General features: G+C 51.7%; 14 protein-coding genes and 1 rRNA gene. 9 read left to right on the top strand and 6 right to left on the bottom strand.

All coding sequences use genetic code 11. From position 1 onward, the window contains the following. Positions 1 to 239: 239 nt before the first annotated feature. From rrf to BLQ88_RS13715, 3 genes are all read left to right on the top strand, one after another. Positions 240 to 351 (top strand): 5S ribosomal RNA (rrf, locus tag BLQ88_RS13725). Between the two features lie 429 nt (positions 352 to 780). Continuing rightward, positions 781 to 3,891 carry a SusC/RagA family TonB-linked outer membrane protein gene (locus BLQ88_RS13720; protein ID WP_218132912.1) on the top strand — a complete coding sequence of 1,037 codons (3,111 nt, stop codon included), beginning with the start codon at positions 781 to 783 and terminating at the stop codon, positions 3,889 to 3,891. A 25-nt stretch (positions 3,892 to 3,916) separates the two neighbouring features. Beyond that, positions 3,917 to 5,455 carry a RagB/SusD family nutrient uptake outer membrane protein gene (locus BLQ88_RS13715; RefSeq protein WP_090150668.1) on the top strand — a complete coding sequence of 513 codons (1,539 nt, stop codon included), beginning with the start codon at positions 3,917 to 3,919 and terminating at the stop codon, positions 5,453 to 5,455. Positions 5,456 to 5,537: 82 nt separating this feature from the next. On the opposite strand, the gene BLQ88_RS13710 is transcribed toward BLQ88_RS13715, so the two are convergent. The 5 genes from BLQ88_RS13710 to BLQ88_RS13690 form a co-directional block, all read right to left on the bottom strand. Further along, positions 5,538 to 7,886, bottom strand: coding sequence for a GH92 family glycosyl hydrolase (locus tag BLQ88_RS13710; protein ID WP_090150665.1), 2,349 nt, complete (start codon positions 7,884 to 7,886; stop codon positions 5,538 to 5,540). Between the two features lie 210 nt (positions 7,887 to 8,096). After that, positions 8,097 to 8,651 (bottom strand): hypothetical protein, encoded by a 555-nt coding sequence (locus BLQ88_RS13705; protein WP_090150662.1) that lies wholly within the window; start codon positions 8,649 to 8,651, stop codon positions 8,097 to 8,099. Positions 8,652 to 8,706: 55 nt separating this feature from the next. Next, positions 8,707 to 10,494, bottom strand: a complete 1,788-nt coding sequence (locus BLQ88_RS13700) for a T9SS type A sorting domain-containing protein (RefSeq protein WP_090150659.1) — start codon at positions 10,492 to 10,494, stop codon at positions 8,707 to 8,709. Between the two features lie 15 nt (positions 10,495 to 10,509). Further along, positions 10,510 to 11,796, bottom strand: a complete 1,287-nt coding sequence (locus BLQ88_RS13695) for a hypothetical protein (RefSeq protein ID WP_090150656.1) — start codon at positions 11,794 to 11,796, stop codon at positions 10,510 to 10,512. Positions 11,797 to 11,974: 178 nt separating this feature from the next. Continuing rightward, positions 11,975 to 14,782: a hybrid sensor histidine kinase/response regulator transcription factor gene (locus BLQ88_RS13690; protein WP_090150715.1), complete on the bottom strand. Its 2,808-nt coding sequence runs from the start codon at positions 14,780 to 14,782 to the stop codon at positions 11,975 to 11,977. 213 nt (positions 14,783 to 14,995) lie between these two features. Here BLQ88_RS13690 and BLQ88_RS13685 point away from each other — a divergent pair, with 213 nt between their 5' ends. The 6 genes from BLQ88_RS13685 to BLQ88_RS13655 all read left to right on the top strand — a co-directional run bounded on the left by BLQ88_RS13685 (position 14,996) and on the right by BLQ88_RS13655 (position 23,969). Continuing rightward, positions 14,996 to 18,277 (top strand): Ig-like domain-containing protein, encoded by a 3,282-nt coding sequence (locus BLQ88_RS13685; protein ID WP_176884990.1) that lies wholly within the window; start codon positions 14,996 to 14,998, stop codon positions 18,275 to 18,277. Between the two features lie 160 nt (positions 18,278 to 18,437). Next, complete coding sequence (locus BLQ88_RS13680) at positions 18,438 to 18,725, top strand: hypothetical protein (RefSeq protein ID WP_090150651.1); 288 nt, start codon at positions 18,438 to 18,440, stop codon at positions 18,723 to 18,725. Positions 18,726 to 19,169: 444 nt separating this feature from the next. Beyond that, entirely contained in the window at positions 19,170 to 19,601 is a 432-nt protein-coding gene (locus BLQ88_RS36440) for a hypothetical protein (RefSeq protein ID WP_143016845.1), read from the top strand. Between the two features lie 12 nt (positions 19,602 to 19,613). After that, positions 19,614 to 20,771 carry a hypothetical protein gene (locus BLQ88_RS13665; protein ID WP_090150642.1) on the top strand — a complete coding sequence of 386 codons (1,158 nt, stop codon included), beginning with the start codon at positions 19,614 to 19,616 and terminating at the stop codon, positions 20,769 to 20,771. A 21-nt stretch (positions 20,772 to 20,792) separates the two neighbouring features. Continuing rightward, complete coding sequence (locus BLQ88_RS13660) at positions 20,793 to 23,141, top strand: protein kinase domain-containing protein (RefSeq protein ID WP_090150639.1); 2,349 nt, start codon at positions 20,793 to 20,795, stop codon at positions 23,139 to 23,141. Positions 23,142 to 23,222: 81 nt separating this feature from the next. Then, complete coding sequence (locus BLQ88_RS13655; protein ID WP_090150638.1) at positions 23,223 to 23,969, top strand: GntR family transcriptional regulator; 747 nt, start codon at positions 23,223 to 23,225, stop codon at positions 23,967 to 23,969. Between the two features lie 6 nt (positions 23,970 to 23,975). On the opposite strand, the gene BLQ88_RS13650 is transcribed toward BLQ88_RS13655, so the two are convergent. Continuing rightward, positions 23,976 to 24,680 carry an SGNH/GDSL hydrolase family protein gene (locus BLQ88_RS13650; RefSeq protein ID WP_090150637.1) on the bottom strand — a complete coding sequence of 235 codons (705 nt, stop codon included), beginning with the start codon at positions 24,678 to 24,680 and terminating at the stop codon, positions 23,976 to 23,978. Between the last annotated feature and the right edge of the window lie 118 nt (positions 24,681 to 24,798).

Below are 24,798 nucleotides of genomic sequence, written 5' to 3'. Positions count from 1 at the left end.
TACTAATTACCCAACAGCTTGCACATTTAATCTTTATCTTCATCTCTTCTACTTCCAATATGACATGAAAAGGACAAAAGGGACAATGGAAAAAAGGACGAAAGGGAATGCCCTTCCTCCATACTCCTTCCTCCCCTTCCTCCTAAAACTCAAAGATCTTGTTGGTGACTATTGGTCTGGACGGTGCGACGATTCGCTTCACCTCCTTTCCATAGCGAACAAAACCCAACGACGAACTTGTTGGTGACTATTGGTCTGGTGTTCACCTCTTCCCATCCCGAACAGAGAAGTTAAGCCCAGTTCCGCCGATGATACTTGGTTCAAACCTGGTAAAGTAGGTAGTCGCCACAATTATTAAAACAAAAAGCATCCTCAAAAGGGATGCTTTTTTGCGTTTGGGGCGCTGTGTTTGCTCTCTTGAACATGATTTTATAAGACCAGTCCAAACGGCTGGTCTTTTTGCTTTTACAGGCCGTGGACATCGCCCACAGTCCCCTTCTCCCTGGATATCTTTTCTATTTCAGAAAACAACTACTCTTTCCGGCCGAAGCTTATCGTACAGCACGGTCATAGACGCCATTCGTCCAATCCCACCTATTCTTAAATTGAAACAAAATGAAACATTTTGAAAACTGATTTCGAGTATATAGCCGGAATATGAAGCTTTTTAAATTTAAAATAGTTTAATATATTTTATTTCATTTACAAATAATTAACATTCGCTTAAAATGTGAATGCTAGTTTTGTGCCCTTGGTGAAAACAACCTTTTAAATCTTCCCATGAATAAGTATCTACTTCTTTACACCCGCCGGATAATGTTGTCTATCGCGGGTATGCTGTTGCTGCTGCCATCGCTTCCTGGCTGGGCGCAGGGCAACACCGGCGTTGTCAGAGGCACCATTTCCGACGATACCGGACCGCTGCCCAGTGCTTCCGTGTCGGTATCCGGCACCACATCCGGTACTTTCTCCGACGCGCAGGGCAATTATGTGTTGAACCTGGCCGAGGGTACCTACAACATTTCGGCCTCTTATGTGGGCTATTCCAAATCCGAGCAGGGTAAAATCCGCGTCGTTCCAGGTAAGGAAACGGTCGTGCATTTTAAATTGTCGGGTAACAATGAGCTGGACGCCGTGACGGTCAGCTATGGAAAGCAACGGCAGCGCGAGGTCACAGGCGCCATTGCCCAAGTAGATGCGACGACTTTGCAGGATATGCCGGTACCGCAGTTTGCCCAACAGCTGCAAGGCAAGGTGGCAGGCGTGCAGATCGCCCAGAGCAGCGGCCAGCCCGGCCGTGGCGTGGAATTCCGGATCAGGGGCGCGGCGTCGTTTTACGCCAGCAACCAACCACTCATCGTCGTCGACGGAATCCCTGTTACAGGCAGTATCAACAATATCAACCCGTCCGAAATCGAAAGTTTCAGTGTGCTGAAAGATGCTTCCGCCACTGCATTGTACGGTTCGCGCGCGGCGAATGGCGTGATCCTCATTACTACCCGGCACGCGAAGGCTGGTGATTCGAAAATAGAGTTCAATGCAAACTACGGTATTCAGAAAATCCCTGGAACCCGTGTTCCCGAAATGATGGATGCCCGGGGTTTTGCCCAGTTTATGAAGGAAAGATGGGAAGACCGGGTGAAATACGAGAAACTTGACCCTGTCAAAAACCCCGTGGACCCGGCTTATGCCAATCCCGAGCAGTACGGTGCCGGAACGAACTGGTTCAAACTCCTCACGCGCACTGCGCCCATCCAGAACTACGACCTTACCATTCAATCCGCACGGGAGCGGTCTTCTTCCACGGTCGTGCTGGGTTACCAGGAACAGCAGGGCGTGCTGGTCAATACGAGCAGCAAACTGATCAGCCTGCGCATTAACCAGGACCTTTCACTGGCCAACGACAAGCTGAAAATCGGTTTCAACCTCGCACCCAGCTACCGGCTGGATCATAATAACCGCACTTCCACCGACGGTGTGGGCGGCTGGTACGAAAGGGTGTTCGAAGCAAGTCCGCTGATCTCTCCCTACAAAGCGGACGGTACCTTCGAGCGCGATACTTACTCGCCCGGGATGGTAGCTTATGTGAACCCGCTCGCGCAGTTTATGCTCACCCGCGACGATTACAAAACTACCCGAATCCTAGCTAATGCTTACCTGAACTACGAGTTCATCAAAGACCTGAGCTTCCGGGGCAATGTGGCTGTGGACAAAGGCGCCGAAACGCGTCAATACTTTCAGCCGGGGCTGATTACCGGCACGCAGGGGCAAACAACCGGCACCAGCAGCTCGGTGGACAATGGCTCCTACACTGCCGAAGGTAACCTGGTTTGGAACAAAAGCTTCCGCACCGACCATCACCTGGAAGTACTCGCCGGTTATTCGGCCCAGAAGTTCAGCGGGCTAAACAACTCCATTACCGGCCTCAATTACACCACCGACGACATTCCGTACCTGACCGCGGCGACGACGATCTCGGCCGGTAACAGCACTTACGGTGCTTATTCGCTGCTGTCGACAATCGGGCGGCTCAACTATAACTACAAGGGCAGGTACATGTTGCAGGCTGCGGTCCGCAGGGATGGCTCGTCCAAATTTGGTGCAAACCAGAAGTATGGTACATTCCCGTCCATCTCGGCGGGGTGGGTCGTGAGCGACGAAGCGTTTATGCAAAATGTAAAGTTCCTGGATTTCCTGAAACTCCGCGCGAGCTATGGGGTTACGGGCAATAATGCTTTCGGTAATTATGTTGCGCAGGCGACGATCGGCAATTACTACTATGCATTGAATGGCAATTCCGTTTCCGGGCAGACTATCGACAGGCTCTCCAATTCGGAACTGGCCTGGGAACGTAACAAGCAGTTTGACGTTGGCTTGGAAATGTCTTTCCTGAAAAACCGCATCAGTATTACTTACGATTATTATCACAAAATTTCCGACGGGCTGATCCAGCAGCGCCCTATTCCGAAAGCTTCCGGCTTCTCGACGATCCTTTACAATGTAGGGGAATTGAAATTATGGGGACACGAGGTGACGATCAATACCACCAATCTCACCGGACCATTGAAATGGAACACCAGCCTGAATCTCTCCTTCGACCGCAACCTGATCAAGCGCCTGGTGTCGCCGGGATTCATCCGTCGTAACAATACCGTGAGTTCCGATTATTTCCGCCAGCAGGAGGGGCACCGCCTGGGTGAATTCTACGGCTTTATTTTCGAAGGACTTTACAAAGACGAGGCGGACCTTGCCAACTCTGCCAAATACGGAAGCGCTTCCGATGTGGGCACCATTAAAGTACGCGATATCAGCGGCCCGGACGGAAAGCCCGACGGCGTCATCGACGACGTGAACGACCGCACATTTATCGGCGATCCTACACCGACATTTACCGGCGGTATCACCAACTCGCTGAGCTACAAAAACTTCGATCTGAATATCCATATGGCCTTTTCGGTAGGGAACGAAATCCTGAATGCCGCCAAATGGGCGTATCAGACCAATATGGACGGCTCGCGTGTGATGCTCGCGGCCGCGGCCGACCGCTGGCGCTCGCCCGAGAACCCGGGCTCGGGTGTGTATCCACGTACCAAGACCGGTACGACCGCCATGGGACGTCAGGTGAATTCGCAATGGGTAGAAGATGGTTCCTACCTCACCGCAAAGAACATTTCCCTGGGTTACCGCTTCAAGTTGAAAGATGGTTTTATGCTCAACAATATGCGTGTCTATGCATCCGTACAACAGGCATTTGTGCTAACCAAATACACCGGTATGAACCCGGAGATCAACTTCGCAGGGCTCGATCCGACCCTCGGGATAGGCGTGGACGAGAATGCCTACCCGGTACCACGCACGTTTTCGCTCGGTATCTCCGCGACTTTTAAATAATCCGTAACCGATTCAGTCTGAAACAATGAAAAGAATATATTCCCTGCTGGCGGTTGCTGCATTGACGCTCACCGCCTGCAACGACAGTTTTATTGATCTGGTACCCGAAGATTCCTACACCAGCGATTCTTTCTACAAAACCGAAGCGCAGTTCAGGCAGGCCGTGATTGCGGCTTATGCGCCCCTGCGCGATGTGCTGGTGAATGATTACTTTACCTCGGAAATGCGGTCGGACAACACCATTTACCAGGCTTACCCCAGCAACCGCGGTACCGCCTACATCCATCGCGAAAACATCTCCGATTTCAAGGACAATTCGAGCAATGCATACACCAACGCGGTCTGGCAGCATTGCTACACCGGCATTTCGCGGACTAACATCGTCATCGAGCGCCTTTCAGGCTCGACATTGTCCGAAAGTGTCAAAAACAATATCGACGGGCAGGCCAAGTTTCTGAGGGCCTGGTACTATTTCAAACTGGTGCGGCTTTATGGCGGCGTTCCGCTGTTCCTGAAAGAAGTTACCCGGGCCGACGACGCATTCCTGCCGCGCTCGTCCGCAGAGCAGGTTTACGATCAGATCGTTTCCGACGCGAAGGACGCCGTGGCCAAACTCGGCGCACCGGCGAAGTTTCCCCAAAGCGGAGAGGCTACCAAAGGCTCGGCAACGATGCTGCTGGCCGATGTTTATGCAACGCAAAAGAAATGGGCCGAGGCGGAAACCTTGCTTTCGACATTGGCCGGAATGGGGTATGCACTTCACGCCGAATATGCCGACGCGTTTCTGCCCGCCAATAAAAACGGCAAGGAATCGATCTTCGACATTCAGTTCCTGGAAGGGACCATTACCGGAACCACGCCCAATCCGCTGACATTCCATTTCCTGCCCAGAAGCACTTCCACGTCATTGGCAACCGGCATTGCCATCAATAATTCGTCGACCGGCGGCTGGAATACGCCCACCACCGACCTGATTAAGGCCTATGAAAAGAACGATAAGCGCCTGGAAACCTCGATCGGCATCGCGGAGGGGACGTATAATTCCAGCGATCTGTTCACTTATTCGGCCATTAAAAGTGTAGTCGGTTATACCCCGGCTGAGGGAAAAATCGGGGTTCCCTACATTAAAAAGTATGTGCATGCGCCGCTGGTGGCGGTGACCGGGTCTAATGACAATTTCCCGATCTACCGCTACGCCGACGCATTGCTGCTCCTTGCGGAAGTGCAAAATGAGCAGGGTAAATCGCCGCTCGCGAGCCTGAATGCCGTACGCACGCGCGCCGGCCTGCCCGACATTACCGCAACAAGCCAGGCAGCGCTCCGGGAAGCTATCCTGCACGAGCGCCGCGTGGAGCTTGCATTTGAGAACCACCGCTGGCACGATCTGGTGCGAAGCGGCAGCGCGGTACAGGTGATGAATGCATTCGGAGAAGCATTGAAAAAGGAAGTGGATTACCTCACGCCCGATGCTTACCAGGTGACGACGGAAAGGTTACTTTTCCCGATTCCTCAAACCGAGGTCGAACTTAGCCCAGGTGTAATGAACCAGAATCCGGGTTACTGACAAGTACAAGGGTAATGCAATGAGGCCGCCCCAATTGAATTTGAGGCGGCCTTTTTGTTTTCGTTCGCTTGTATTCAGATTATCATTGCGCCGAGGGAGGCGGCACGGATGTTCCCCAGTTCTTGTTTGGCTCAGGTCCCATTTTGAATACCAGTTTACCGCCTTTCATTAATTCATCACGGTATAACCAGCAGTTTTTCACCTCTTTACTATTGAAAGTGAGGCTTTGGACGTACATATTCTCCTGTGAATTGTTTTTGGTCTCGATAACCAATTTCTTTTGGTTGCCAAGAACAATGCTGACCTTATCAAACATCGGGCTGCCGAATTCAATAATCGGGCGGAGATCGGTAAATCCTTTTACATCAAATAATCCGATACTTGCCAAAACATACCAGGAACCGAGTTGCCCCTGGTCCTCGTCCTGGCCATATCCGTATCCGTGAATAGGCTCCGTTCCGTAAAATTGAGAACAGATCATCCGGGTCCACTTTTGGGTTAACCAAGGCTGCCTTGAAAAGTTGAACAGCCAGCTGATGTGTAAACTCGGCTGATTTCCGTGGTTGTAAACCGCATTGACACCCGCAAATGCATCGATCGTTTTTCCGCCGCCAAATGCTTTTGTTTCAGCGTCCTTAAAAATGTTGTCGAGTTTTTCGCTGAATTGTCCGTCGCCGATCAGGCCAATGAGCTTGGCGGGATTGTGGGGTACATAATAGGTGTACTGCGTGGCATTGCCTTCCTGAAATCCCCGCCATGGCTGGTAGGGATCGAAATTTTTGATGAAATCGCCGGTGGATGTTTTGGGCTGGATGAGCTTATTCGCCGGATTGAACAATTTCTGCCAGCCGTTCGAGTAATCCAGAAACATTTTGTAATCGGGCTGGTTACCTAATGCTCTGGCCATTTGCGCGGCGGCGAAGGTGCTGAAACTGTATTCCAGCGTATGCGAGGCCGAAAAACTGGAACCCGTGGAGTCGGATATAAACTTGCCTCCGTCCTCGACGTGTGGTACATAGCCCAATTTTAAAAACTTGCCGGTATCCAGTTTTCCCGAACCTTTCGGGCGGTTTTGCCAGCCCAGTTCGTTCTTGCGGACCGCCTCGTAGGCAAGTTTTACATCATAATCGCGTAAGCCAGACTGATAAGCGGCAGCTATTGCGAGGCCGATAAAGTTGGTACCGACACCGGAAACAAATTCACTGTTCGCAATCCCGTCGCTGAACCAGCCCCGGTCCTTGTAAATCCTCAAATGGGTATTCACAAAGCGTTGGTACCAATCCGGATACGACAGCGCCCACAGCTGTGTGATATTCCAGAACGCGCCCCAAATGGCATCCGTGTTCATAAAACCGTACTTCTTCTCATGCCCGGAGAGCTCGCCGGCCAGGCCCCCATGCCGGGGATATGCGCCGTTAGCGTCGCTGGCGATGCCCCTGCCGAGCAATGCATGAAACAGTCCGGTATAGAACTTCACTTTGTCGTTATCATTCGGGCCTTCCACGTAGATTTTGCCTAACTCTTGCTGCCAGGTTTGGCTGGCCAATGCGTGGGCCTGGTCAAATGTAAGTTGCTGTGCTTCTGCCGCAAGGTTAGCCTTCGCATTTGCCGTCGAAGTATAGCTCAGCCCCACTTTGACCTCTAAAATCTCTCCGGCGGAAGTACTGTAATTCAATGCGAGGCCGGCACCTTTCCCGGTTGCGTTGGAGCTGCCCGCCTGAATGTCGCCAGCGACAAATGCATTGACCGACTCCGGTTTCCGGCTAAGCTGTCCGTAGATGTACATGGTAATTTTACCTTCCGGATCAAACTGGGCTACGTATTTTGGATACGTAGTGACGTGGCCTTCAAAGTGCGTGTCGTCGAGCATACGAATCCCGCTGTCGACGACGTCGCCGCTTTCCCCCTGCTTTTGTCCCAGGTCCAAAATGATATGCGCCTGGTCTGTTTTGGGAAATGTATACCGATGAAAACCGACTCTTTTAGTAGCTGTCAGCTCTGCGGTGATCTGATAATCATCGAGCAGCACTTTGTAATAGCCGGGCTGCGCGACTTCATTCTGACGCGAAAACGCGGAACGATAGCCGCTTCCGGGCTTGTCCAGTTCGCCGGGCTGCAATTTAAGCGGACCGGTCGCGGGCATAAATGCGACACCGCCGACCTGCCATTCATGAAAGTGTACAAACCCTTCAATTGAATTTTGCCTGACGTCGTACCCCACAGCTTCCCAACCGCTCGCATTGCCATAATGCCCATTGGTCGACGGCGCCAGCTTGGCCATTCCGCCCGGTACCGCGGCGGGCGTGAAGAAAAACCATCTGCTATGCGCCGTACCGATATTGGGATTTACATATTTCAACACATCCTGCCCCTTAACGCCAAGTGTCGCGAGCATTATGCCAATGAGAGCGGCTGTTTTCCTGATTAGCATTTTCAAATAGGTTAAGTTGTACGGTTAGGAAGAGTCAAAAGAAGCCCGGAGTACGTTCTCCGGGCTTTGATTCTTTATATGTACAAACATATGAACATATTTGCAAAAATACTTGCATTCAGGCTATTGCCAGCACACTCGGAAAACCGTCAATAGTTGCAATGCATTTCAAATACGCTGCTGTCGCTGAGACTCAATGAGGCTCTTTCATCATAATGCCAATCCAGCAAGTGAGGCTGTCAGCTTCTTGATCAGCGGTTTGAGCACCTTGGCTGCCATTTCTTCGGCTCCTCCGACGGTAACTTTTGAAATTGCCTCCTGCGAGGTAGAGGTGCTGTGGGTGACTTTCCCAGTCGACACTTCCACCAGCCGTGTGGCGAGTGTAGCGGAGCCTTGCGTGTTGTATTCAACCACCGTTCCCGTAAGCACATAGCTGACACCGAGCTGCTTGCCAACCTTTACCGCAGCGGCCGTAGACTCGCCATTAATCACCGCCAGATTGGCCTGCGAGGCATCCCGGGTGTGCCTTACATCCACCACATGAAACTTTTGGGTTTTGTGAAGTTCAAAAGCGATACTGGCTTGCAACTGCCGCTTGGCTTCATAGGTCATGACCGTAATGTCCGGTGCGGGCGTGAATTCCACTACTGCCACTTTTACCTTGTCTTTTGGGTCTGTCGGGAGTTCAGCGTTGCCAAGGCTGCTACTTGTGAATGCGATTCCCAGGGTGATCGCTGTCAATATGTTTTTAAGTATCTTTTTCATTTTGAATATATTAATGATTTTAAATACAAATGCGCCGGTTGCCGGCCACTAAATGTCACTGCTTCAATACTTTTGTTGTAAAAGTTTGATTTCCGTAAGTGATCGTTACCAGGTACAGCCCCGCGGGAAGTGGTTTTCCCTGGTAATCGGTGCCGTTCCAGAAGTGCTTTTGCTGCCCGGGTGCCGCATTTTTAGTTGAAAAGCCCGCGACGCGTGCTCCGGCATTAGTGTAAATACCGACCGATACCGACGTGTTTTCAGGAAGCTGGTACGCTATTTCGGTCTGGTCTTTGAACGGGTTGGGGTAGGCCGTGAGCTTTTCGGCTGTTTCGTGCTTTTCCGGTCGCTGAAAAGTTTCCATCGCTTCGGCCATCGCCACTTCGTTTGCAATGGTTTCATCGACCGCCTCCCGACCCGACGCATTCGACGAACCGATGATTACCTCGCCTACGGGCGCCCTCAGCGTCATCGCGCGGTCGATGGTGACCGGCCCCAGATACGTATTACGGGCAATGTATACCTGCGATCCGGCAGGCGCGTACTGGGCTGCCTGTTGCAGGGTCAGGTAGGGCTTGTCTATGGCACCGGTAGCGGGGTTTTGCAAACCGTTTCGGTCTACGTACACGGAATTCGAAGCATAGAACCGCGCGAGCTGGTTGCGGAAGTCATTTTCCCGGAAACCCATTGCCACAGGCGCCATATCATCGATACCATCGTTCACATGCACGCCAATGGCCGCATTCGATCCCCGGTAGGTAACGGGCGCTCCGCCATCGCTTCCGTAGCCTGTACTACCCGGATTGACGACGCCGATCTCATGGTGGAGTACGTAGTCGTCGCGTTCGTCGCCAACCCAGATTGACAGGTAGTCGTTTTGTTTCATCAAAGACGTTTCCGATACGTGAAGTGTCTTGTACTGGCCGCTGCCTACCGAGCCGGGCATAACCCCGTAGTGAAGCACATCGACCTGAACGCCGCCCATTGATTCGATCATCGACGAGGTGGGATTGCGCGCAATGCGGAAATATTCCTGCTGCCGCTCGCCGGGCTTCAAACCGGTGCTGTTAGCTAATGGCGGGATTATCGCATAGCCAGCATAGATGCTCGTCAGTTGTTCCAGGTACTTGTAGGGTACTATGGTCGATTCTTGCACGTTATTGGCAGTCGATACCGGATACTGGTCCTCGGGAGAAGGATGGTTTACAGTTGTGCCGTTCGACGGCGGTACATTGAACTCGATGACATCGTAGGATTGGTTTAAGATGTAATTGGTGTGAATGATCGACGAGGTCACAATAGCCCCATTCGGTGCAATCCAACCAGTGCCATGCGATTCGCTTCCGTTTGTAAACCTGCCCACCGCGCTTGCATACGGGTAGGAACTAGCCGACCGCGCCGCGGAAAATGGAGCCTGTCCGGAAGAAGTTTTTGTTGATTGAACCACCTGCCCCGCTATGCGAGCCGACCCATTACCCACCTTTATCGAGCTAATGCTGACGGTATTCCGGTCACCGGGTGCCGCCACGAGCGAAACATTTACCGATTGTCCATTGAAATAAGCCGAGCTGTACCGCCAGTTGTCCAGGTCCCCGCTGCGCAATTCCTGCCGGGCGCCGTCAGTGCCTTCCAGCACAAGGAAACTGCTTCCGCCCAACTGGGTACCTTTGAAATACAGCCGTAGAAAAGACGTGTTAGACCAACTCACCTGCGTGAGGAACCGTGGCTGGTTGTCGCCAATCGTATCTGCCTCATAGCGGAACGACTGTGGAACGATGGTCTGTGCCATTGCCGGCCCGCCGAACGAGCAGGCCAGGGCAATGAATAGCGTATTGATCAGTTTCATAATTTTTACACACTATTATTGAAGACTCACCAACACCAGCACCAGCCCGCGGCCCGTTTCCAGCCCCGTCATGGCTTTGCCGATAATAGCGCCCTGTGCCAGCTTGCCATCGGCTGCCTTCATCGCGTGACCGGCTGTCGTGGAGGTAGTAAGAAGGTCTCCCGGACAAATGGCCCCTAATGACGCGTCGACCCGGCAATAGACCCTGCCCGTCAGCGCCACCGGGTATTTTCCACTGGCGATCGTACCTGCCTGGCCCATGAGCATTCCCGGCTGTACCTCACCGGCCCCGCTGATAATGCCGGCGACGGTTTTGTCGTAAGCTTCCCCCGCTTCCCGCAGTTGCCCTGGTTTTGTAGGATCAATGCTGACTACGGTGCCAGGAAGCAGCGCTTCGCCGCCGTCGATATCGAAATGCTCGGCCAGGTCGGCGCCGCCGGTGATTTCCAGTACTTTGGTGGACGTGGTACCATTGACGTGCAGCATTTTAGACGGTGTTGTAAGACCGATACCTACATTTCCGGCCGGGGTAATGACCATCGTAGCATCGGAAGAGCTGGCGGTTTTGGAAAATACCAGCTTCCCGGATCCCGCCGACCATCCCGAGTTGGCTACACCAATGCGCCAGGAGGCACCGCCACTGCCCGGGTTGATGAGTTTGAGCTGCATATCATTTTCGGAGGCAATGCTCAGCCGCGCCTCGTTGTCGGTTGTCCCTACTTTCACGCGCCCTCCGCCGTTAGCAAGCAGGATATCTTTATCCGAAGTGTTGTTGAGGTAGAGCGGGTCGGAGCTTTCCATCTGGTTGCCGTCCATGTACAAGGAATGCGTGTTGCTCCCTACCATGGAGGTCAATGTCAGGGCGCCGCCATCCAGGGAGCTTCCGTTTTGCGTAACATTCTGTCCGTTGATCGTCACCTGGATAGGATCGTTGACAGCATGACCCAACCGGATACCTTCGGGGTCCATCGCGAATAATGTCTTGCCATTATTCCGGATCCGGAACACCGATTCATTGTTGATAGACCAGGTGGTGGACGTACCATTGAACAAGCTTCTGCGGAGTTCTATGCCGGCCGTCTGGGCAGACATTTGGTTTCCTCCCAGCGAGCCGACCCTTATGTAGGTGTCCACGGTATTAAGTACGTCCAGACTGCGCTGCGGATTAGGTGTACCGATCCCGACTTTGACGGTGGGTAATACGTACTGGTTGCCTCCGACTGTAAGCCATTGAGCAAGGAGTTGATTTGGATTAACGAGAGAGAGCAGGATAATGAACGCTGCCACGCTTACTGATTTCATGTGCTAAAATGGAATGGTGAGGATGCCTACTGCTTAGAGGTGATTCGGCGAATACCTTGTGGCAGCAAAACTAATACCGACTCCTGCGAACCGTTTAACACAGATTTCCCAGATATTAGCACTGATGTAACACTGGCTAATATTTGAGTTAATTAATTAAAAATCAATACATTATAAATCAGACTTCTGCGCTATTGCTGTTCTTTTGCTTTGCGAATTCGGAAGGTAGCACCCCAAACTGTTCTTTGAAGCATTTGGAAAAATAGGAGAGATGATTGAAACCCGACTGGTAGGCGACCTCTGCGACAGGGCTGCCGGATTGCCGCAACAGGTCGGCGGCACGTTGCAAGCGAATGTAGCGGATGAAATCGGACGCCGACTGATCGGTGAGGGCTTTCAACTTTCTGTGCAGCTGCATCCGGCTCATACCCATTTCCTGTTGCAGCATTTCCACGTTAAAGGATTCCTCGGCGATGTGCTCATCGATGATGCGGATCGTTTTTTCGAGGAACTCGGCCTCGCGGTCGCGTACGGGCGTGCCCGTGGGTTGCAGTACCACTTCCCGGCTGTATTTTTTGCGTAAAAGATTCCGCTGGGTGAGGAGGCTGTTGATACGTGCTACCAGTTCGTCGAGTACAAACGGCTTTCCGAGGTACTGTTCGGCCCCCAATTCAAAACCCTCCATCCGTGAATCGAGATCGTCTTTGGCTGTGAGCAGGATAACCGGGATATGGCTTGTGAGATCGTCCTCTTTAAGATGGCGGGTGAGCGAAAACCCGTCCATTACCGGCATCATAATGTCGGAGATAATGAGGTCTGGGATCAGGCTGCGCGCTACGAGGAGCCCTTCGTCGCCCTGCATGGCATGTAAAACCTGGAACCGGTCGGAAAGCTCGTGCCGGAGGTACTGATTTAACTCGGGGTGGTCTTCTACCAGCAAAAGCGTGGGCTTGTCTTCCTGCGCCAGCTCGACCTGTTCCTGTTTCGTCAGAAGGTCGGTAGTCGTAGCAGGGGAATCGGCCGGCTCGCCGCTGCCGATGGTCGATACCATCCGGTGCAACTCATTGGGAAGCGATGTTGCATCCGCTTTCAAAGGCAGCCAAACCTCGAATGTGCTGCCTGACTCGGGCAGGCTGGTTACGCGGATCGAGCCGTCGTGTAGGTCTACGAGTTCCTTGGTGAGCGCCAGGCCGAGCCCGCTGCCTTCAAAAGCCCGCGTCTGGGAGGAGTCGATCTGGTAAAACCGGTCGAATATCCTGTTTTGCAGTGGTTCGGGCATCCCGACGCCCGAGTCGCTTACGATAATGCGGAGGCCGGTTGAATGATCCAGCTCGGCCCGAAGTGTAACTTTACCCCCGGACGGGGTGAACTTGATGGCATTCGACAATAGGTTGTAGACGATTTTTTCAAGTTTGTCCGCATCGTACGCGACTAACGGCTCGCTGGCCGGCAAATCAACCTGGTAAAGCAGCTTTTTGGCATTGGCCATCGGCTCGAAGTAAAGGGCGGTCTGGCGAAGGAAACCGATGAGGTTATCCCATTGGTAATGGAGCGTGAGCATGCCCATTTCTGCCTTCGCGAGGTCGAGGAGCTGATTAACCAACCGAAGCAACCGGTTTGCATTGCGCTCCATCATGTGCGCTTCCTCCCGGCTGATGTTTCCCTGCTTTTGAAGCGGGGCCAGGATTAGTTGCAGCGGCGTACGGAATTCGTGGGAGATATTGGCAAAAAACTGGGACTTGACCCGGTCCATTTGCTTGATATTGGCCGTTTCGGTGAGCAGCAGTTCATTCTCTTCTTTCCGGAGTTGAAGTGTCTGCGAAAGTTGGTATTGCTCGTTTTCCAGCGAAAGCTTCAAGTTGCGCTGCCGAAGCTTATAGCGGTTGAAAAGCAGGTAGCCGATCAGCGCGCACAATAGCACGAAGGCAATGAGCACGGCGATAAGTGTACGTTGCTGGCTAAGCGAAGCTTGCTGGGCTTGCAGGCGAAGGCGCTGTATGCGAAGCTCGCGGTTTTTTTGCTCGGTTTGGTAACGTGCCTGCATGTCCGCGATTTGCTTCGAAAGGTCCGCCGAATGCAGGCTGTCGGAAAGGCTGAGGTATTTCTGGTGATGCACGAGCGCAGCCGCCTGGTTTCCCAATGCCGCATGTATGAGCGGCAGCAGCGACAGCGCCGTTTGTTCAAGCGCTTTTGCATCAATTTTTCGGGCAATATCCAGTGATTTTTGTGCATATACCAATGCTTCCCGGAAATCATTCCTGGCAATGTAAAGCCGGGCGAGGTCACTGTATGAAATGGCCATATTGCCCAGGTTATTCTTTTTGCTATCGATCGCTAGTGACCGGTTATAGTAATCCAGGGCTTTGTCGTATTGTTTTTGCATGCGGTAAATCATGCCAAGGTTATGAAACGTATTGCCCATTCCCTGTTCGTCGCCCATGCTTTTGTGAATCTGAAGGGATTTCTGATGATACTCCAACGCGTGGTTGTAATCGAGCTGATCGAAGTAAATGTTGCCCAGGTTTCCGTAAATGGCCGCCAGTTGAAAGGTCAACGAATGCTTTTTGGCGATACTTTCCGCCTGTAAATTGGATTCGATAGCGGCAGGGTAAAGTTGAAGATAGCGGTTGATAATACCCATTCCGATATACATTCTGCAAGTTTCCTTGGCTTCTCCCAGCCGATCGAAAATGGCAATGCCCGATTTACTGGCTTCGAGCGCTTTGGTGTATTCGCTCCGCTCCGCGTAAATGCGGGCCAGCAGCTGGTAAGCCTTCCCTTCCGAAAACGTGAGGTGATTTGTCTGGGCCCCCTTCAAGGCCGCGAGCGCAATGGCCAGGGCCTGCTCCGGCTGAGAGGAAGTAAGCTCCCCGGCGCGGTCGAGCTGCTTGCGTACTTTGCCCTGAACGCCGCCGGGCTGCGCCGATAGCAAAGCGCATTGCACATGCAAAAACAGGCAAAGCAATATTCCAAATCGTAAGTCCATCGATATGAGGGTTCTCGGCTGTTTAGGGGTAGGGGTTTTGGTAGTGTAAATTACGATGTTTTGGAGCAATATCGTTCAAGGCATCTGACTGGTATTCTGGTGCGTAGTGAATTTTCGACAGCAAATAGTGCGAAATAGTTACAATCGCGTCGCCTTTGTGCGATTACTTTTGATATGTTACTTAGCACGTATTCAACTCCTGAACAGTCTTTTATGAAGAAATTTCTACTGCTTACACTGACCCTTTGTACGGGCCTTTCCCTGAATGCACACAGTGCCTTCTCTCGTTCCTTAACATCCTCCTTATCAGCGAACGCACGCGTCGTGGGCGAGCCGGTGGCGAACGATGACATTTCAGAAAATAATACGAGTGGAAATGCGGTACTCGTGCAGATCCTGGCCAATGATTTCAGCTCTATCGGCCAGGTTTTTCCGCCGATGGTGACGGTTGATATAGATGCTTTGCTACCGGGGAACCAATCCTTCCTGTCCGTAATTGGTGAAGGGACCTGGATCTACGAGCCCATCGCGGGACTGCTCACGTTCGTGCCCGCACCCGGCTTTACGGGTGATCCGACAGCGATCACTTATACGCTTACGGAGAACCTGACAACCCTCTCCGACCAGGCAACAGTGACCGTGCGTTACCGCAATACGCCGGTGGCAACCAACGACATTGCCAGCTTTACACCCGGAAGCCCGGTAACATTCGCCATTCTGAGCAATGACATTCTGGTTGGCGGGGCTGCTCCTGCACCGGCGAATGTCATAGTCGATATTGATCCTGTCCAGCCCGGGATTTCAATGGTACTGCCCGTTGCAGGTGAAGGTGCCTGGACCTATGATCCCCTCACGGGTATACTTTCTTTTGGGCCATTGCCCGGTTTTGAAGGCGCCCCCTCGTCTATAACCTACACCATTACGGACGTGGAAAACAGGGTGTCGGCCCCAGCCATTGTGACGGCTAACTTTGCGTCTAAGCCGGTAGCAAACGACGATGCTTCCAATAATAATATTGTGGGAATCCCGGTGACGATCCTGATCCTGGACAATGACCTTGGGACCAATGGACTTCCGGTTGTACCACTATCAGTTAATGTCGATTTCGATCCTGTTCTGCCCGGAGCCCAGCAGCTTCTCCTGGTTCCTGGCGAGGGTATCTGGAATTATACGCCTTTGGGCCAGCTCATATTCAGCCCCGAGTTTGGCTTCATTGGGGATCCGACTCCGATCGTTTACACGTTGACCGATCTCTTTACGAGCCAGTCAGACGAGGCGACAGTGACGATCGACTACCTGAATAATCCGATTGCAAACAATGATATTGCCGGCAGTAGCACGCCCGGCGCTTCTGTCACAATTGCGATCCTGAACAATGACCTGTTGGTGAACGGTACCACGCCGTTTCCGGGCATTGTTACGGTCGATATCGATGCCGTTACACCGGGAGCTCAATCGCTCTTAATCGTTCCGGCCGAAGGTAGCTGGACTTACGATGCCGTCACAGGTATACTCACTTTCAGTCCATTGCCCGGTTTCAGCACTTTCCCCAGCCCGATCACCTACACATTTGCTATGGGTGCAAATAGCGTATCGAATCCGGCCACGGTGACGGTTGAAGAGCAGGTGGGGCCGAAGGCGAACGATGATATTTCCATCAACAATGCGCCAGGCGGCACAGTATTGGTGCCAATCCTGGCCAACGATCTCACGGCTAGCGGAGGCCCGGCTTTGCCCCCTTTTATCTCAGTCGACCTCGACGCTTCCTTTCCCGGCACGCAACCGACGTTGGTCGTTCTGGGTGAAGGCATATGGGGGTTTGACCCTCTTTTGCCCTTCCTTACGTTCACTCCTGAGCTTGGCTTCACCCGTGATCCCACGCCACTAATCTATACGCTGACGGAGTTGCCTTCCGGTCTGTCGGATCAGGCTACGGTAACAGTCACTTATCAGAAAATGCTGACGGCAAACAACGATGTTTCGGCAAATGTTGCAGGAACGCCTGCGTTAATTTCGATCCTTAACAATGACATGTTGTCGAACGGGGCCGTTCCGACGCCAGGAGACGTTACAGTGGATATCGATCCTGTCATGCCGGGAACCCAATCCGGCCTCACCGTTTCCGGCCAGGGTGCATGGTCCTACAATCCCGCCACGGGTATACTCACCTTCACCCCGGAAGCCGGATTCGCCACTGCTCCGACGCCCATCAGCTACACATTGACGGACATTGCCAATACGGTGTCGGCGCCTGCGATGGTAACGGTTACTTATGCGACCAAGCCGGTGGCAACTGATGATTTTTCCAACCTGAATTTACCGGGAAGTCCCGTTTCGATGTTAATCCTTAACAATGACCAGTTGTCCATAGGTCCTGCTTTGCCACTCATGGCTACGGTGGATATCGACGTTGCTACCCCCGGCAACCAATTGGCGCTGATCGTACCCGGTGAAGGTACATGGACTTTCGATGGTATTTTTATTCTGACCTTCGTACCTGAGTTCGGCGTCACCAACGATCCTACGCCGATAACCTATACACTCACTGAAAATGCAACGGGACTGTCGGATCAGGCCACTGTTACGATTCAATATTTTTCTCCACCGCTAGCCCAGGCACAGGATATAGCGATTCCGACGCCGACTGTGGGTGCTATTATCGCTTTGGACGGGCAGAACGGACGCCCGGTACCCATGAGCGGCACAGACCTTCAGGACGGCAATATGGGTGCAGGTTTTACATTCATTGTTACCGACATCGGAGGGTTCAACGGAAACACATTGCTTTATAATAGCCTACCCATTCTTTCAAGTCCGTTTATTATTCCAAGCTATGATCCGTCATTATTGGCCGTTCAATTCACCGGCATCGGCAGTACAGAGCTTAGTTTTAGCTATCAAGTAGTTGACCAACAGGAATTAATGAGCCCAGCAGCCACCTATAAGCTTAGCTGGGAGCCTCCTCTGCCTGTGACCCTGATCAGCTTCAATGCCAAAGCAGAGGAAAAGGGGGTTATGCTTTCGTGGGCAACATCTGAAGAAAGTAACAGCGATTATTTTGAGATCCAGCGAAGCGGCGATGGCACTCATTGGCAAACATTGAACGAAATACCGGCAGCAGGTCTGTCATCGACAGTACGGCACTACACATTCCGGGACGAATATCCTTTGGCCGGACAAAACCTGTTTCGCCTTAAAATGGTCGACACTGATAAATCTTACACGTACAGCCAGTTACGTTCCGTTCGGATGAAGGGTGGAGAGCAGATCACGATGTCACCGAACCCGGTTTCGGACATATTGACTGTCGACCTTCCTGCCTGGAAAGATGTAAGCGCATTGACCATCGTGGACCAAAGCGGCCGGAAAAGAGGTTCGATCGAACCGGCAGCAAAGGCAATGGTAGATATGCGCAAATTAGAGTCAGGCATTTATCTCGTAGTGGTCAGTTACCTTGACGGAACGTCTTATTCAAAACGGATTCTGGTAAAATAGCTATCCTGAATTCTATCACAAGAAGCGCCGGGTGTAAGAACCCGGCGTTTCTTATGATATGCGAATATTAAATTCCGCAACAACCATCATTTTCCAATACCAGGGAATGGAAGCAATCGTTGGTGTAAAATAGGTTACATTCCTAATCAATTTTATCGCTATGAAAGGTCCCAAAATTGCTATTGCCGCGCTGGCGGTTATGATGAGCTGCGCCAAAGACAATATTATTACCCCAAGTGAAAACCTGGTAAGCAAAAAGGCAGCGAAAACAAATTCATTGAAGCTATTGTATATAGCCGATGGAGTGGTGTTGAATAACCGAGAAGAACTTATGGCTATCCGGAAAAAAGACCATAAGATGACTATTCATTCCGGAAACAGCGCCATTGCAATGCAATATGGCGACCGGGCTAAATCGGGACTTGCCGTAATTACCACAAAGCAATAAGACCCCGATTATCACTACCACACTTCAAAATCGCATGCATACATTGTGTACGAAGCACGCGATGTAACACATTTATATTATGCATACCAACCCCACACGGGAGTGCCGTTTATACGCACTCCCGTGTTTGTAAACTACCCATTTCCCGAAAGGTGATTTTACCTGACCGCACCAAACTACGTGATTTTCAAATCGGGTAATCTGACGCTCAAAAAAGGCGGCCTCTTAATATAATTTCGTCGGGTTAATATATAACAAATTTAATAATACACGCAGTTCGGGGGCGTATATACGTGCTCCGTGCTGCCTGTTTGTCACAAAACCATTTTACGAAAGGAGGTGGGATATGGGGTAGTCAGAAAGAATTTAAAACCGTTTTGCCTGATCTTTTCCGGATAAAAAAGGCGGGAGCATGACCATTTAGCCATCATAAAAATAGAAGAGATGAAAACTTTCAAATTCAAGGACCTTGCCGTCACAGTCAATTTCGATCCCAGCAAGCTTACCGTTTGCCGGATCATCAGCCCATCCGTTTGCCCGTATCCGACATTGATCAACTGTCCCGGCCATTCGATCTTCTGCCATTGGCCCACGATTTGTCCGGCCTTTACCTGCGGCGGTTGCAGTATCATCGCGTGCAGCCATTTGCCTTCATTCATCGAGACGGACTTCACGCTCTGGAAAACCGGCACGCCCTATCAGCAGGTCGTGGATCAATTGGAAGTGGCGGAACTGAATGAATTCAGAAACAGTCTGGCCGAACTTCAAAAGTATGTAGACGTGAAGATCCAGGAAGCTCCGAATGAACTGGATATGCTCGAAAAGAAATTGCAGGAGGCCATTGAAGAGGTCCGTTCTCAACGGGGAAACAGATAAATCGGGAATCTGATGATCAAAGTCAAATTTCTTTTGCACGCAACGTTCCGGTCAAACACGGCGTTCGAACTGGTTGAGCAGGGGAATTTAGATCAGCAAGCGCTCCATGCGCTTGCTGATCTAAGCAACGATCCTGAGTTTTTCGGAATATTCCGGCGCAGGAATCAGGATGCCGGGAGCAGTACCAGGCTTGCCTACAAGGAAGTGGCGCTCCTGTTCTACGTTTTGCAAAACGAGGGGGAACTGCCGCATTACTTCAAGCGTGAGTATGATGATGAAACGAACCTGACAATGGCCCGATTGGTGCTGGAAGGGATTTTCGAGATCAAGGTTGCGGAGCATTTTTACTCCGGACCCGCCGCGCAGACTTTCCTGTATGACTCGGATGAGCGGACCGCAGACCGCCGGCATCCTTTACTTGGAATGTCGTATAGTGCTGTCCGTTATGCGGTTCGGTTGAATGAGGCCGACACGCTCTCGCTCGCTGACAAGCTTTACGCATATAATACGGTACCGCTCCTTTTGGCGCATTCCAATGCACTCAGAACAGTGGAGGAAGTAGAAGATTTTTTGAACATTGGTAAAAATGACCCGCTAAGCCGTGAATTGCTTAAAACCTGGAAAAAGCACGAGCCGGATCCTAAATTCAGCTGGATTTCGTGGAGCCGGAAGCAGAACGGGCATCACGATACGCGGTTGAGCGCAACCTACAAGATGTACATCAGCCCGGTTTTGGACGAATTGTCGGATGTATTTGACAAAACGGTGCGCGTGCTTGCCGCGTCCGGCGCTTTCAGTTTCAAAGTCGGCATGAACCGGGAAGGTTTGCTCCGGCCCGACAAGTTTGTGGCATACTTCACGGCGTTCGATGATCTGCTGACCACCGCCGAGCGGCTCGCTCTGGTTCTAAAAACGTACAATGCACAGGGCGTTCCGTTCACCGCTCCGCTGGACGAATCGGGAATGCTGTCCTGGGGAATGGACAGGGCTACGGACGAAATCCTGAAAAATATCGAAGGCGGAAGCTGGCGCGCCACAGTGACCGAAAAGCTGGCCGCATCCATTGCTTTGTCCAAAACGGAAAAGCTGGGGCAGGAGGAGCGTATTGATTTTGTTTTGAAAAAAATGATGCTGGAAGGAGTTGATACCACCACCTGGACGGCTGCTTAGCAAACTCTAACTCTTAAACTTATGGCTTCCAATCAACTATACATATTGCCGGAAGATGTGCAGGTGCTGCCGGTAAAACAATTGCCCGAACAGGCGCTCGCCAAATTCGAGTACGAGGCAGACGACTTCATCATCACCTACACCCACGCCAGAAATACCAGCAAAATCATCGATGCCTCATCCGCGTCGCTTTTGCAGGGATTTAGAAAACCCAAATCCCTGCCCGAAGGCGTGCTTACTTATGCATTACTCAATAACCTGGACGCACAGTCGATATTGGAAGGCTCGTATACGTTTCTGGTGAGGCTCCGGAGCGAAGGTTTTTTGGTATCCTATGATGAAGCCTATGGAAAAAGCAGACGATTTTTTAGCCCCGGCGAGCGGTTCAAAGATTACGAAATCGTGGCGAAACTGGATGGCGTGGCCGATACGGAAATTTACAAAATCAGGAAAAATGGGCAGCAATATGCCCTCAAATTGCTGAAAACAAACCAGAAGGCGCCGCAACTGCTCGCGAATTTTTACAACGAAATAGAAATACTCAATGCGCTCGACGGCGCCGTCAACCCATCGCTGATTGAACATGGCGAACACGGGGAAGACCATTACCTGATCATGGAGTGGGTCGATGGCGAATCGTGTTTGCAGGCAGCCGAGCAGTATCATAACCTGCACGATCAGTCCAATGTGCTTGCATTGCTCGGTATTTCGGGCCGCATTCTCAACGCTTACCGCCATTTGCAGAATCAGGGTGTGATCCATTCGGATGTGCATCCGGCCAATATCATCGTGGCGGAATCGGGAGAATTGAAGATCATCGATTTCGGGCTTTCCCGGATCATTTCAAAGGATCAGAGTCCCCCGCGCGGCGGCCTGAGCTTTTTCTTTGAACCGGAATACGCGCAGTCGGTGCTCGACGCCTCGCCTGCGCCGGCTTCCTCGTTTGCCGGCGAGCAGTATGCTTTGGGTGCATTGCTTTACCAGCTTTTCACAGGCAGGCAGTATCTCAATTTTTCCTATGACCGGAAAGTCCTGTTTACCCAAATTGTCGAAGAAACGCCCGTTCCGTTCAGAAACCTGGACATTATTATTGACGCACACATTGAAAAAGCGATCTTCAAAGCACTTGCGAAGCGCAAGGAAGACCGTTACGCGCACATTGAGGATTTCTATTCAGCCATGATGAAAGTTCAGGAAAGTTTCCCGAACCGGTCTGCCGAGGACAAGAAAGTGTCGGTACAGACCTTCCAGGATTCGATTCTGAACGACTATGGATTGACGGGAGAGCTTCTGAACAGCGGACTGCAAATGGCACCGAAAAGCTCGGTTAATTTCGGGGCGGCAGGCATTGCCTATCTGTTTCTGCGGAAAGCATTGGTGAGTGCAAATGCCGAAACCCTCGCCCTTGCGGACGTATGGAGCGATCGCGCGGCGGGTTATGTGCACGATCCTGAAAGCGGGTTTTATTCCAAAGATATGGATCTGAGCCCGTCCATTGTCGGGCTTTCCTCGATCTACCACACCCCGAGCGGCGTAGACCTCGTGCAGGCGCTGGTAAGCCAGGCGGGCGGGAACTATGCCGGCTATTACAATGCGGTCCGCAATTTTTTAATGCATGCCTCGCAATCGTGCGATAACCTGGACCTTACGCTGGGTAAGTCGGCGGCGCTGATCGGGAGTTCGCTGCTTTTGGAAAATATGCCGTCGCATGACAAATTTCTTCCAAAGGATTTGACAGCATTTGGCAAAGGCATCATGGAAGAAATCTGGTCGATCATGGATTCCTACGCTGCAATTGGCGAAATGAACCCGATCAACTACCGGGGAATTGCGCACGGCTGGGCGGGAATTTTATATGCAACATTAAAATGGTGTAAGGCTTCCGGACAGCATTTACCCGCACGTTTCTTTGACAGGGTTGAACAGCTTGTCGCGCTCGGCATTGAAGAAAATGGGGTAATGCGCTGGGAAATCTCCAATACCGAACCGGTTTCATGGACAGGCTGGTGTCACGGATCGGCCGGGTACACGTTTTTATGGACAGCATTGTTCCATTTTACCTCCGATGAGTGCTACCTCGAACTGGCCCAAAAAACGGCCGCATACTTTTTGAATGCGGCTCAACCCGGTATGAACGGCAGCCTGTGTTGCGGCAGGTCGGGCGAATGCTACGCGCTTTTGAGCGTTTACAATGCCTCGAAAAACGACTTTTACCTGACCGAAGCGAAGCGCATCGCGAAACAAATGCTGCCGCATGTTTATTCCGGGCAAATGCGGAACCACAGCCTGTACAAGGGAAATATCGGCGCGGCGGTTCTCTTCGAAGAACTGGACCGCCCGGAGTTCGCCCGGATGCCGCTTTTTGAGTAAAGGATTGGTGTTGGATGCATTGCGGATATATTCACAAGTTTGAGTTACTTTGGGAGTTGTATTTATCCATTACGCGGCCCGATGAAACCCAAGTTTCTTAGCATTAGTGACGAAATCGTTGAAAGGATCAAGTCCGGCGAATTACAGCCGGGCGACAAGATCCCTTCCGAGAACGATCTGATTAAAAACTATAAGGTAAGCAACACCACCGCCCGGAAAAGCCTGCTCGAAATCGAGAACCAGGGCTGGGCACGGCGCATTAAGGGAAAGGGGACGTTTGTGTTGAACCGGACGGTAGGCCATCACCTGATCCGCACGCTCGGGTCCATCAACGCGACCCGGCGCGGGTTCCATGAAAGCCTCATTGCCGAGGGCTTCGAGCCGCATAATGTGGTACTGGAAAAAACGGTGCTCGACGACGGCATTTCGTCGGAAATAGGGGGGAAGCATTTCATTATGGATGGCCCGGTGCTGAAAATCCACCAGTTGCGATACGCCGACGACGAGATCATCAAGGACGAGATCAAGTACATTTCACTCACGCTCTGCCCGAAGATCAACCGGATGCCTACGGAAATCTCCTATTTTAAAGTTTACGAAAATACTTACCACCTCCGGATCGAGGAAGTGAAGCAGACGTTGAGTACGCAGATCGTGCAGCCGGGCTCGGAGCTGGATAATTTTGACCTCACAGCACCTACACCGATGTTTATACTCGATAGTGCTGTGATAGGGACAGACGGCGAAGTCGTGGAAATCGAAAGATCTTTCTACCGCGGCGACAAATACAAATTCGCCATCAGTGCCAATCCCGATTACCACGACTAGCCGGTATCAATAGAAATAGGACGCCAGCCTTTCGACGATCATCATATGCCCTTTTTCATTGGGATGGTTGATCGAAGACATAACTTCTTTCAGTTTCCCTTCTTTTACCACTTTCTGAAAATCAATGTAAGGGTCGGCCAGGCCGGTGCGGTACTGTTTAGCCAGTTCGCGGATTTGTGCGGCATAGGGGTCCAGCGGGTTCGATGGATCGGAGATGCCGATCCGCTGGTCGGGCGAGGGTGTTACGAGGATTACCTTGATATTTTTCGCCTGCGCTGTCCGGATCATTTTTTCCAGTGCCTCACGCGTTTTGTCCAATGGGGAAAAACGGTCGTTCAATGCATAATCGATAAAAATTACATCGGGCTGGTGCGGCAGTACCTCGGTTTCAAAGCGTTTCGCACCATTTAAAGAATTTTCTCCCCCGATCGCCGTAACGATCACATTCACAACCGCATACGGGTAGTGTGCTTTCAAAGTTTTCAGAAACAGGTTCGGATAAGATTCCAATGTATGAACCTCATGGTTATCCCAAAACCCCGCCGGCACCGAATGCCCGTGAAACACGATATTGATCCGGCGGTTCTTCGGCCACTGCGTACGTAACTCACGCTTCAAATCCGACAAATAGGTAGTGTCGGCAACCTGCGCAACCCCACCGGTAGCGGCCAGCAAGGTCAGGAAAAGGACAACGGGAAGATGTTTCAGCATAATCAATTCAGAATTTGTCAAGGATGGTCAGGTGTTGTCAGGCGTTGTCACAAATATTTCGGTCGGCGGTCATCGGTCGGCGGTCGGCGGTCCATGGTCAGCGCGCAGCGCATACCGC

It is taken from the genome of Dyadobacter soli (assembly GCF_900101885.1).
GTDB lineage: Bacteria > Bacteroidota > Bacteroidia > Cytophagales > Spirosomataceae > Dyadobacter > Dyadobacter soli.
Note: the sequence above shows the minus strand (reverse complement) of the source record. Positions and strands in the feature narration are given on the sequence as shown.